General features: G+C 70.5%; 12 protein-coding genes, 1 tRNA gene and 1 CRISPR repeat array. Of the genes, 6 read left to right on the top strand and 7 right to left on the bottom strand.

The features are described from left to right. Complete coding sequence (gene cas2e / locus LO762_RS33205; protein WP_304523706.1) at positions 1-354, top strand: type I-E CRISPR-associated endoribonuclease Cas2e; 354 nt, start codon at positions 1-3, stop codon at positions 352-354. A gap of 15 nt (positions 355-369) precedes the next feature. Continuing rightward, positions 370-2,657: a CRISPR direct-repeat array (repeat unit 29 nt; unit sequence GTCAGCCCCGCGCAGGCGGGGGTCAACCG). A 217-nt stretch (positions 2,658-2,874) separates the two neighbouring features. On the opposite strand, the gene LO762_RS25715 is transcribed toward cas2e, so the two are convergent. After that, the gene (locus LO762_RS25715; RefSeq protein ID WP_230618744.1) at positions 2,875-3,255 is read right to left on the bottom strand and encodes a hypothetical protein; all 381 of its coding nucleotides are present in this window, start codon (positions 3,253-3,255) and stop codon (positions 2,875-2,877) included. Between LO762_RS25715 and LO762_RS25710 the strand changes: the two genes are divergently transcribed. Beyond that, positions 3,219-3,404 (top strand): alpha/beta hydrolase, encoded by a 186-nt coding sequence (locus LO762_RS25710; RefSeq protein WP_308104559.1) that lies wholly within the window; start codon positions 3,219-3,221, stop codon positions 3,402-3,404. The genes LO762_RS25715 and LO762_RS25710 overlap by 37 nt on opposite strands. Here the strand turns inward: LO762_RS25710 and LO762_RS33710 are convergent. The 3 genes from LO762_RS33710 to LO762_RS25690 all read right to left on the bottom strand — a co-directional run bounded on the left by LO762_RS33710 (position 3,332) and on the right by LO762_RS25690 (position 4,995). Further along, the gene (locus LO762_RS33710) at positions 3,332-3,559 is read right to left on the bottom strand and encodes a hypothetical protein (protein WP_230618743.1); all 228 of its coding nucleotides are present in this window, start codon (positions 3,557-3,559) and stop codon (positions 3,332-3,334) included. The two genes, LO762_RS25710 and LO762_RS33710, sit on opposite strands and share 73 nt — an antisense overlap. A gap of 78 nt (positions 3,560-3,637) precedes the next feature. Next, a complete protein-coding gene (locus LO762_RS25695) occupies positions 3,638-4,447 on the bottom strand; it encodes a glycosyltransferase family 25 protein (RefSeq protein WP_230618587.1) in 810 nt (269 codons plus the stop codon). Next, complete coding sequence (locus LO762_RS25690) at positions 4,444-4,995, bottom strand: hypothetical protein (RefSeq protein ID WP_230618586.1); 552 nt, start codon at positions 4,993-4,995, stop codon at positions 4,444-4,446. Before LO762_RS25690 ends, LO762_RS25695 begins: the two co-directional genes overlap by 4 nt. Before the next feature lie 135 nt (positions 4,996-5,130). On the opposite strand from LO762_RS25690, the gene LO762_RS25685 reads away from it, so the two are divergent. After that, on the top strand, positions 5,131-6,174 hold the full coding sequence (locus LO762_RS25685) for a site-specific integrase (protein WP_230618585.1): 1,044 nt from the start codon (positions 5,131-5,133) through the stop codon (positions 6,172-6,174). An 81-nt stretch (positions 6,175-6,255) separates the two neighbouring features. Here the strand turns inward: LO762_RS25685 and LO762_RS25680 are convergent. Further along, a tRNA-Ser gene (locus LO762_RS25680) sits at positions 6,256-6,344 on the bottom strand. Between the two features lie 57 nt (positions 6,345-6,401). Beyond that, the gene (locus tag LO762_RS25675; RefSeq protein ID WP_230618584.1) at positions 6,402-6,788 is read right to left on the bottom strand and encodes a hypothetical protein; all 387 of its coding nucleotides are present in this window, start codon (positions 6,786-6,788) and stop codon (positions 6,402-6,404) included. Positions 6,789-7,407: 619 nt separating this feature from the next. On the opposite strand from LO762_RS25675, the gene LO762_RS25670 reads away from it, so the two are divergent. The 3 genes from LO762_RS25670 to LO762_RS25660 all read left to right on the top strand — a co-directional run bounded on the left by LO762_RS25670 (position 7,408) and on the right by LO762_RS25660 (position 9,440). Further along, complete coding sequence (locus tag LO762_RS25670) at positions 7,408-7,590, top strand: hypothetical protein (RefSeq protein WP_230618583.1); 183 nt, start codon at positions 7,408-7,410, stop codon at positions 7,588-7,590. A 172-nt stretch (positions 7,591-7,762) separates the two neighbouring features. After that, positions 7,763-8,701: a hypothetical protein gene (locus tag LO762_RS25665; protein WP_230618582.1), complete on the top strand. Its 939-nt coding sequence runs from the start codon at positions 7,763-7,765 to the stop codon at positions 8,699-8,701. A 1-nt stretch (position 8,702) separates the two neighbouring features. Continuing rightward, positions 8,703-9,440 carry a MauE/DoxX family redox-associated membrane protein gene (locus LO762_RS25660; protein ID WP_230618581.1) on the top strand — a complete coding sequence of 246 codons (738 nt, stop codon included), beginning with the start codon at positions 8,703-8,705 and terminating at the stop codon, positions 9,438-9,440. Positions 9,441-9,634: 194 nt separating this feature from the next. Here LO762_RS25660 and LO762_RS25655 read toward each other — a convergent pair whose 3' ends face one another. Further along, positions 9,635-10,840 carry an ATP-binding protein gene (locus tag LO762_RS25655; protein WP_230618580.1) on the bottom strand — a complete coding sequence of 402 codons (1,206 nt, stop codon included), beginning with the start codon at positions 10,838-10,840 and terminating at the stop codon, positions 9,635-9,637. Positions 10,841-10,876 lie beyond the last annotated feature (36 nt).

The raw sequence follows: 10,876 nt of genomic DNA, 5'->3' as shown, positions 1-10,876 counted from the left end.
TTGGCCACCCTGACCGTCATCGCCACCACCGCGATCCCCCAACATCTACGCGGAGCCCTCACCCGCTGGATGACCGAACCCATGCCCGGCCTCTACGTAGGCACCCTCTCAGCCCGAGTCCGCACCGAACTCTGGACCACCCTCTCCGCCACCCTCGAAGACGGCGCCGCCGTCCTCATCCACCCCGCCCCCACCGAACAAGGCTACACCCTCCAAACCGCCGGCACCCGCCGCCGCACCCCCATCGACTTCGACGGCCTAACCCTCATCTCCCTCAGCCCCCAAGAACCCGACCCAGCCCCCACCACCCCCGAACCCTTCCCCCCATCTCAAATCGATAACGCCCCCGAATAGCCCCAGCTCACAAAGCGTCAGCCCCGCGCAGGCGGGGGTCAACCGCCGTCGGCATACCTGTCTACCGGATGTGGGTCGTCAGCCCCGCGCAGGCGGGGGTCAACCGGTGGTCGAGGGGCTGGTCGGCGGGATCATGTCGTCAGCCCCGCGCAGGCGGGGGTCAACCGACCGCCGCGGCACCAACGCCGCCGCCGCCTCCGTCAGCCCCGCGCAGGCGGGGGTCAACCGTGGGCGACGACGTGTGTGGTGGGAGTCCAGTCGTCAGCCCCGCGCAGGCGGGGGTCAACCGGAGACCCCGTAGGGGGTCTCCTCCCAGTTCCCGTCAGCCCCGCGCAGGCGGGGGTCAACCGTCCGCCCCGTGTCCCGCGAGACGGGCCGCGAGGTCAGCCCCGCGCAGGCGGGGGTCAACCGCACGGCGGCTCCCAGTCGGGGATCTCCCGGATGTCAGCCCCGCGCAGGCGGGGGTCAACCGGTCTGGGATGACTTCACCAACGCCCCCTCCCCGTCAGCCCCGCGCAGGCGGGGGTCAACCGGGAGATCTGCCGTTCGGTGAACAGGGGTGCCAGTCAGCCCCGCGCAGGCGGGGGTCAACCGCCGCCGTAGGTGGACTTGGCCATCCCCTGGATGTCAGCCCCGCGCAGGCGGGGGTCAACCGAGTGGATCACTCTTCATGGCGAGCCGGGTCTGGTCAGCCCCGCGCAGGCGGGGGTCAACCGTTGGTGCCCTTGCCGATGGTCACGTCGACCAGGTCAGCCCCGCGCAGGCGGGGGTCAACCGCCCCGGCCCAGGCGGGTCGGGGCGGGGTGAGGGTCAGCCCCGCGCAGGCGGGGGTCAACCGATGCAGCGGGGCGACTCCATCGGGGTCGAGGGGTCAGCCCCGCGCAGGCGGGGGTCAACCGGCCGGGGGGCGAGGAAAGGAGAGTCCCATGAGGTCAGCCCCGCGCAGGCGGGGGTCAACCGCAGGAACGCATCAGCGTCGGCCCGACCATGCCGTCAGCCCCGCGCAGGCGGGGGTCAACCGAACCAGACCCGAGCGGAGCGCGAGCGCGAGGCGTCAGCCCCGCGCAGGCGGGGGTCAACCGCTACTCATCCGCGCGCCGCCGCCTTCTTCACCGTCAGCCCCGCGCAGGCGGGGGTCAACCGCGTGTCGCTCGCTGCGCCCCTGCCTACGCCGAGTCAGCCCCGCGCAGGCGGGGGTCAACCGCAGTTCATCAGCGGCTCCACCGCGCAGTTGGGGTCAGCCCCGCGCAGGCGGGGGTCAACCGGTGACCGCTTACATCCTGATGCGCAAGAGCAGGTCAGCCCCGCGCAGGCGGGGGTCAACCGCTGCTGACCACCTGCCCGGCCGCGTTCCGCCAGTCAGCCCCGCGCAGGCGGGGGTCAACCGCTCATGGGTTCCCCTCGGGTGGCGCGTAGGGAGTCAGCCCCGCGCAGGCGGGGGTCAACCGGGCCTCGCGGAGGCCCTGGCGAACGCCCCAGCGTCAGCCCCGCGCAGGCGAGGGTCAACCGTGGCGGGGGCGGCGTCCGTAGGGGCCGGTCACGTCAGCCCCGCGCAGGCGGGGGTCAACCATCATTGCCGGCACTGGGCTGCTCGGCGGCGGGGTCAGCCCCGCGCAGGCGAGGGTCAACCGTGATGCGGTCCGCACGGTCGAGCAGGTCGCGGGTCAGCCCCGCGCAGGCGGGGGTCAACCGTCGCGGCGCTCGTCGCGCTGATCCAGCAGTACGTCAGCCCCGCGCAGGCGGGGGTCAACCGATCACCGAGGTTGGGCAGGTTGAGGACGGCTAGTCAGCCCCGCGCAGGCGGGGGTCAACCGTGTGTGACGGTGGTTCCGGCCGGGACCTTGGATGTCAGCCCCGCGCAGGCGGGGGTCAACCGCGCTGTACGCTGACCGGGCCCAGGCCACCCGCGTCAGCCCCGCGCAGGCGGGGGTCAACCGGCGTAGGGCCACACCACGTAGACGGTTTTGTCGTCAGCCCCGCGCAGGCGGGGGTCAACCGGTGATGGCGTCGGGCTCGATGGTGAGGGCGAGGTCAGCCCCGCGCAGGCGGGGGTCAACCGGTGATGGCGTCGGGCTCGATGGTGAGGGCGAGGTCAGCCCCGCGCAGGCGGGGGTCAACCGCCCTCAAAGGCCAGACCGCCATCCCCACCGACGTCAGCCCCGCGCAGGCGGGGGTCAACCGGAGACCCGGCCCTGGCCGTCGCGCTGCCAGTAGTCAGCCCCGTGCAGGCGGGGGTCAACCGAACGGCAACAGTTCGAACGCCTCGGTCGCGGCGTCAGCCCCGCGTAGGTGGGGGTTAACCGCTCTGCTACCTGGCGGCGTTTACCACCGCGCTGTCAGCTGCGGCTGCCTCGCGAAACTCGGGCGCCAAGTAGGTGTGTCGAGTGAGGTACCGTCGACGGCCATACGCGCTGTTCGTGCCCCTTTCGGCATCTGTTACTGGTGCCCTGTCGTATCCATCTGTGCCGTATTCGCTCTGTCGTGATGGGATCGGGCCGTTGCGGGCCTTCTCGACGTCGGTTAGCCGGTGGGGGCCGGTTGTGCCTGGGTGAGCTTGGTCCAGAGTTCGATTTGCTGTTGGTGTGAGCCGTTTGCCGTGGCGCGGCGAACGGTTTCGGCGGCGAGGTCGTCGGGGTGTCCTTGGCGGGTCAGCAGCGTCAAGGGCCAGACGGGGTAGTGAGGGCCACTCTGGTCGAATGAGTGCCAGTCCCAGGGGCCTTGAAAGTGCCAGGTGCGGCCGTCGGTGTCGGCGATTTCGTCGCCGGGTTCCAGGAAGTCGTAGAGGCGATGGATGCGTTCGATGCTGAAGGGGATGTCGTCGTCGGGGTCGAGGTCGTCCGACCGAAGCGTTCGCTGCCAGCAACGTGCCCGCCCTGGTGGTTCACGGGGACCGCGATTCATATGTGTCCTACGAGATCGCCGCGCGTGCGGCCAAGGAACGTCCCGGAACGGCGCTCCACACGATTGAAGGGTCTGATCACGGCTTCGACTCTCGGGAGCGGGAGGACGAGGCGATCAAGATGACGGTCGACTGGTTGTCGGGAGCGTAGCCGTGGAGATGCCGTTCGGCCCGGTCCACGTGGGTGAAGGCACCTTCCTCGGAGCCAACAATGTCTTCGCCTGCCCTAAGGAAGCGCGGCTCCGAGATGGTGAGGCCGGGCCACCGAAGGGCATGACGATCGGCGACCGATGCCTTCTCTTCCACCACGTGATCCTCTATGAAGGCGTTCGCGTCGCCGACGACGTCGTGATCGAGGACCGGGTGCGTATTGGTGTACGGCGCCTACGTCTGCGACCGGGTCACGATCGGCGAAGACGCCCGTGTGGCCGGCTTCGTCTGCGACGGCACCGTGATCGGCGACCGGTCGACGGTCATGGGGGATCTGGTCCACGAGTGCACCAGGCCGCATGAGGACTGGTGGGAGGTGGACGAGGCACCGCCGGTGATCGACTCGGATTCGGTGGTCGGGTATGGGGCGAGGGTCGTCGGAGAGGTCGGCTCGGGGATGGTCGATGTAGAGCGCGAGGGCAGGAACTCATCGACGGGCACGACGGCCTGGTCGAGGCGCGCGGACAGCACCTTGTCGAGTCCCGGTCGGCTCAGTAGGTAGCCGAAGGTGCAGTGGCTGTACCCGGGCGACACGACGCCGTCTTTCACCGACTGATCCGGCTCCAGGGGGAACCGGCCGAGGTACAGCAGATCGAAGGGCAGGTCTTCCAGACCCTCGAGAAGATTTTGGAACCGGGGTACGAAGTCGCCGGCGAAGGTGGCGTCGTCTTCCAGGATCAATACGTACGGCTCCGGGTGTCCGTCAGCGTCCTGCCAGCAGGCGAGATGCGCGAGCGTGCAAGCGATCTCGCCGAACTTCAGGGGCCGACCCCACCACGGATTGTCGGATTCGATCTTCCAGGGGAAGAGCCGGTATCCGGCCCGTTCGAGTCCTTCCAAGCTCAGCTGACGCCCGTCGTACGGCCCGGACCAGTCCGAGGTGTAGGTGGCGCGCAGGATGTCCGGAATGGTCGCCTCCATGTGCTGTCTGCGGTCTGGGCGGCGGCGCAGGTTGACGACGTAGGTCCGGACGAGTTCGTTCACCGGATTCCCCGGTAGCGCCGGGTGTTGTCGGTGATGACGCTGAAGTCGCCGCCCGGGTCGCGTGAGAGGAGCAGCAGGGGTTTGGTCGCGGTGAGATCGGCCATGTCGGCGATGCCGCCGACGCGGCGCGCCTCGGTGACGAGGACGAAGTCCTGATCGCCGACCTGGTCGGAGATGTACGCGATGTTCTCGCTGCCGCGTCCGCCGGCCAGAAAGCACTTGGCCGCGCCGAGCACTCCCAAGGTGAGGCACCCGCCCATGAGGAACACCCGGGTTCCCTGGGCGAGCGTGAGCCGGGTGAAGACGGCCAAGTCCTCCAGCAGCTCGCTCCGCTCTGTCCACGACGGGCCCATGGTGAGGCCCGCCAGCTGCGGGACGACCAGCGGGTCGTCTTCCCCCAGGGGATGGGGCTGGAAGTGGAAGGGCAGCTGCGGGAGGAACTCGCGGTACTTGGCGTTCGGGCCCAGTCCCCAGAACCGGCCGACGTCCGAGGGTTTCGGCGAGGAAGCCTCCGGGCCGCTCCAAGCGACGCTCTGTTCGCCTGCCACCAGGAGGAGCGCGAGAGTCTCCAGCGCTTGGAACGACGCCTTCCCACCAGCCGTGGATGTGATCGTCCCGCTCAACACGGTGCCGTCACTGCGGGGCTGGACACGTCCTACACCTACGTCGTCGGCCTGGACCCGTTGGAGGATCTCAGGCGGGGCGTCGAAGAGCTCGCCGAGCACGTGACCGAGTTCCCCAACTTCCAGGACTTCCAGGACTTCCAGGTCTTCCAGGCCCACAACGCTCTCATGCAGGGCCTCCGGGCCCCGGGAGCGGAAGACCTCTCGTACTACCTGCGGGCCAGGGAGATCATCGAACACGCCATGGCGCCGACCGGGCTGCGGCCCGCCGGGTGGGAGTGCTACCTCGCCAACCCCTACGACCTCGAAGAAGCACAGAAGATTCTGGAGGTGGCGAAGCATCGGCGGAACGCGGCCCGCTGGTCCGTAGCGCTCGCGCTCGGCATCCGGCAGGGTGAGGCGATCGGGCTTCGCTGGTCGGACATCGACCTGGACACAGGAGAGATCCGGCCCTGGTTCCAGCTTCAGAAAGCCGCCTGGAAGCACGGCTGCGCCGACCCGTACGCCTGCGGTGCGCGATTCCACCGCCCGAAGTGCCCGAAAAGATGCCGAACACACGTTCACGAGCCGAAGTGTCCGAAGGACTGCCGGAAGCCCAGCCATCGATGCCTGGCCCGGCCGTGCCCCAAGGACTGCGCCGGACACGCTCACCGCTGCCCGAAGCGTCAAGGGGGAGAGCTTCAGTTTCGGATGAGGAAGGGCCGGAAGAAGCCGATCCTCATCTGTCCGCCCGAACTGCTGCCCCAACTCCGCGAACAGTTCGCGACGCAGCAGCGGGAGAGAACACGGGCCGGGGACCGCTGGGAAGACTGGGGAGTGGTCTTCAGTCAGCGGAACGGGCGGCCCCTGGATCGAACCGAAGACTGGAAGGCGTGGAAGGCGCTGCTGCGACGGGCCGGTGTACACGACGGCAGGCTTCACGACGTCCGGCATACGGCCGGGTCGCTGCTCGCCGCCCAGGGCGTGCATATCCGGGTCATTCAGGAGATCCTCGGGCACTCTCGGGTGACCACGACAGAGCGCTACACGGTCGTTCGCTCACCACTGGTTCAAGACGCCGGGGAACGGCTCGGAACGGCCCTGTGGAGCGCCGAGGAAAGCTGAACTGCAACTGAAACTGCAACTACGGTCCCGGAACACGATCAGGCCCGTTCCACGAGATCGGGGAACGGGCCTGGTCGGGGGCGGAGGTGGCGAGATTTGAACTCGCGATGGGCGTGAACCCAAACCGCATTAGCAGTGCGGCGCCATAGACCGTACTAGGCGACACCTCCAGTGGCCCGGTGGGCCAGGTGACAGGGTACCGGGGGTTGGGGGGTGGGGCAAAGTCGTTAGGAGATCGGGCCGCATTCGCGTTCCATGGCGGCTACGGCGTCGGCCAGGCGGCCGCTGGCGGCCAGGGACTTGCGGTCGGTGCTGGGGGCGCCCGACGTGGCGGTGGTGACTACCTCGTCCAGGGCGGTGGCGATCTGGTCGCCGACCTTGGAGACGCCCTCGTCGGCGGCCGAATCGGCGATGGAGCGGATCTGGCGGGCGGCGTCGCCGTAGGGGGCGGTGAGTGTTGACGGGTCGGAGAAGTCGACGCCCACCTGGGTGGTGCCTAGGGTGTTGATCGCGGTCTTGTAGCCGTCGCAGGCCGTGGCGTGGTCGGTGTCGCCGCCGCCGCAGGCGGACAGCGGAAGCAGCGCGGCGGTGGCGAGGACCCGGCGCAGGCGCATGGTGGGGCTCCAAGGAGTGCGGGGGGCTCGGGGGTTGCGAGACTAGCGGTCCCGTGCGGGCGAACACGGAACCTTCACCGTATCGACGCGCACCACAACGCCCCCGGCCAACCCCCGCACACCCGCAACCACAACACCCACCCACACCCCCAACCACAACGCCCAGCCCCCGCACACCCTGACCTCGACGCCCCCGGCCGCCCCCGACCACAGCCCCCAACCACAACATCCCCGCACACCTCCAACCACAACGCCCACGCCCAGCCCCGGCACACCCCGACCTCGACGCCCCCGGCCACAACCCCCCGACCGCCCAACCACAACACCCCCGCACGCCCCCAACCACAACGCCCACGCCCAGTCCCCGCACACCCCGACCTTCGACGCCCCCGGCCGCCCCCGACCACGACCCCCCGACACCCCAATCACAACGCCGCCGCGCACCCCCGACCACAACACGCCCCGCCACCCCCACCCCCAACACCCCCGCGCACCCCCAACCACGACACTCCTCCCGCGCCCCCAACCACGACACCCCTCCTGCACCCCCAACCACGGCATCCACGCACGCCGCCGACCGCAACGCCTGCGACCAACCGCCGCGTGCCCCCAACCAACGGTGGACCTGCGCACTACCGAGCACGGCATCCACGCACGCCGCCGACCGCAACGCCTGCGACCAACCGCCGCGCGCCTCCAACCAACGGTGGATCCGCGCGCCGCCGAGCACGGCATCCACGCCGACGCCGCCTCCGACGACGGGGTGCCCGGCCAGCGTAGGGGAGTGACGGTTGGGGTTTGAGGGGTGAATGTGGCGGGTGGCGGGAAAGCGTCACTTTCGGGGCACTCGGAGGGGGGATTTCCCTACCGGGTTGAGGTTTTCCCTCCCCTCGTGACAGGGACTTGTGGACAAAATGGTCGACTCGTGGTTGATACCTAGTAAGTGTGGAGCAGGACGACACTCAAGGAGGAGCATGGGACGTCGGCGAGAGCTGCGCACGGCGGTGCTGGGGCCGGCCCCGCGCCGCCTGCTGACGTCCGCCGAGCCGCCGCTGCGCGCCGTGGAGGGGCGCATCGTCGACGCGAGCCCGCACCTTCTTGTCCTGCGTGCTCCGGCGCGCGCGGGTGGCGGTGAGCCGGTCGCGTACGAATTCCGCATGCCGATGTCGGGCCGCACCACGGTATGGCACGGCGGAAAAGCGGATTTGTCGGCACTTGTTCCGGGACGTGACGCCGTGGTCCGCCCCACCCCCGACGGCCTCGCCGCCGAACGCGTCTGGGTGGACATCCTGCGCGTCAACGGCGTGATCGTCTCCGTCGCCAGGGAGCGCGCGAGCGGCGCCCACAACATCGAGGTGGACCAGGGTCCGCACCGGCCGCGCGCGCACGTCACGATCCCGAAGGAGAACTTCGGGTTCATCCTGGTCCGGCATCCGAGGCTGGAGCCGGGCCAGCTCTTCGACGTGATCGCGCTGCGGTCCGAGCGCGGCCCTGTCGCGATCAAGCCGGGCACCGCCCAGGCGGGCCCGCTGGCGGAGGTGCCGAGCCCGGCGTCGTCGACGCTGCTGCGCGGCACCGCCACCTGGTTCTCGGGCGACGGGCGGGGCGCCGCCTACCCCGCCCTGGACCCCTACGGGGACTCCGGCGGCTGCCCGGACGCGCCGGCCTCGTGCGCGTCCCTGCCGCTGCTGTCCCTCGGCTCCTCCTTGCGCGTGCGCAACGACTGCGGAAGACGCAGCGCCGAGGTGGACGTCATCGAGTGCGGCTGTACGGCCGCCCGTTTCTGTGACCGGTGCGTGGTGTGCGGGACGTCGCCGCGCGGCCGGGTGGTGGAGCTGACGCGCGCCAGCTTCGTCGATCTCGGGGGAGACCTGGATGTCGGCTGTTTCAACGTGACCCTGGTGGTGGGGTGAGATGTCTGACGATCTCCTCGGGGCGCAGCTCCTCGTGCTCGTCGTGGTGTTCCTGCTGGCTTGCTGGGGCAAGCTGCACGCGCCGAAGAACCGCGCGGCGGTCGGCTACGCGCTCGCCGAGGGCACGCTGGCGCTGCTCCTGCTGGTGAGCGACACGCTGGTCGCGCGCCTCGCGGCGGCCGGCATGCTGTGCGCGGCGACGTGGGTGCTCACCGAGCTGCGCGCGACCCGCCCGGACGAGGGCTGCGGCTGTTTCGGCAGGCTCAGCCGGATCCGGATCGGGCGCCGCACGGTGGCCAGGACGGCGCTGCTCGCGGGCGTCGCGATCGCCGCGTGCTGGGCGCCGGTGTCGGGCCTGGCGGTGCTCGCGGACGGCCCGGGGCTCGCCGAGGCGGTGTTCCTGGCCGAGCTGGCGTTCCTCGTGGCGGTCTCGCCGGAGTCGACGGCGCTGGTGCACCGCGCGGCCGTGCCGTGCGAGCGCCGGGTGGTGCCGCTGGCGGACACGCTGCGGGTGCTGCGCGGCAGCGCCGCCTGGCGAACGTTCGGCGTCGGCCTGGGCGAGCCGGTCGAGACCTGGCGGGAGCTGTGCTGGCGCTTTGTCGTGTACCGGGTGCCGGGCGGCGAGGTGGTCTTCGCGGTGTCGCTGGCCGACCGTGAGGTCCGGGTCGCGCACGTGCCGGGCCCGCTGCTGCCGGACGGCGAGAGCACCGAGTTCCTCCCGGCGCCCGTCCTGGTCTGACGCCCGAACCAACCGACCGAACCGGTGGAGGCGCGTCGTCAGGAGAATCTACGGCTTTCTAGTCCCGTCCCTAGAATCCCGTAGACATCGCACGACACCCCTCGCCAGCGTTCTCTACGGTTCTCTAGCGTTTGCCCTAGAGAACCGTAGAAAGCCCAAGCGCCCCCGAGCCCCCGGCGGCGGACCGGCCAGGCTCAGGTATCCCCTAAGGCCGGTTGCGCGCGCAGGAACTTGCCGAAGTGCGGCACGGTGAAGGCGACGAGCCCGCGCTCGGCGCTGTAGATGAGCCCTTTCTTGATCAGCCCGTCCCGCGCCGGGGACAGGCTGGACGGGCGGCGGCCCAGTTCGTCCGCGACGGACGCGGTGGGCACGGGTTCGTCGCCGAGCAGCGCCATCGCCCGCATGTAGTCGCGCTCGGCGGGGGTGGCCCGCTCGTACCGGCTGCCGAAGAACCCCACGGCGAGCTCGCTCTCGGCCTCCGGCGCGGCGACCTCGATGTCCCGGACGGTGATCGGCGAGGTCGGCGCCAGATCCCAGACGACCTTCGCGTACGCCTGGACGAAGTAGGGGTAGCCGTCCGCCGCCGCGTACAGCGCGTCCAGGGCCTCGGGCGTGAAGGTGACCTCCTCCCGCTCGGCGGGCGCCAACAGGGCCAGATCGGCCGACTCGCGGTCGAGCCTGTCGATCCGGGCATACCGGAACAGCCGCTCGGAGTAGGACTTGCTGGCGCTCAGCACCGCGGGCAGGTGCGGCAGCCCCGCGCCGACGACGATCAGCGGCCCGCCCGTCTGCGACAGCTCGTGGCAGGCCGCGCACAGCGCCGACACGTCGTCGGACGGCACGTCCTGCATCTCGTCGACGAACAGGCCGATGCCGACGCCGAGATCGGTGGCGACGGACGCGGCGTCGACAAAGAGCTCGGTGAGGTCGATCTCCAAATCGCCGGAGTCGGCGCGGCCGCGCGCGGCGGGCACGTCGATGCCGGGCTGCCAGCGGTGCGCCGGCGCCTTGGACCGCGTGGTGGGCTGCGGCCCGGCCTGGGCGAACGCCTTGAGCACACCGAGGAACCCCTCGATCCGATCCGGCGCGCGGTGCCGTGGCGCGAGCTCGCGGACGGCGGTGTGCAGCGCCGCGGCGACGGGCCGCCGGATCGACTGCTCGGGCCGCGCCTCGATCTTGCCGGTGCCCCACAGCCGCTGGATCGCCATGGAACGGAAGGTGTTGAGCAGCACCGTCTTACCGACGCCGCGCAACCCGGTGATGATCATGCTGCGTTCGGGCCGGCCCCTGGCCACCCGTTCCAGCACGATCTCGAACTGCCTCAGCTCGCGGTCGCGCCCGGCCAGCTCGGGCGGCCGCTGGCCCGCGCCCGGCGCGTACGGATTGCGTACGGGATCCACGCTCTCGGACTCTATGAGCCCGTATAGCTGTGGCCG

The organism is Actinocorallia sp. API 0066 (assembly GCF_020991275.1).
Lineage (GTDB): Bacteria > Actinomycetota > Actinomycetes > Streptosporangiales > Streptosporangiaceae > Actinocorallia.
This window is presented reverse-complemented; position numbering and strand designations above follow the sequence as displayed.

Coding starts and splice junctions, on each gene's coding strand:
- LO762_RS25675 (WP_230618584.1), bottom strand. CDS start 6,788: ATGCGCCTGCGCCGGGTCCTCGCCACCGCCGCGCTGCTTCCGCTGTCC.
- LO762_RS25660 (WP_230618581.1), top strand. CDS start 8,703: ATGTCTGACGATCTCCTCGGGGCGCAGCTCCTCGTGCTCGTCGTGGTG.
- LO762_RS25665 (WP_230618582.1), top strand. CDS start 7,763: ATGGGACGTCGGCGAGAGCTGCGCACGGCGGTGCTGGGGCCGGCCCCG.
- LO762_RS25715 (WP_230618744.1), bottom strand. CDS start 3,255: ATGAATCGCGGTCCCCGTGAACCACCAGGGCGGGCACGTTGCTGGCAG.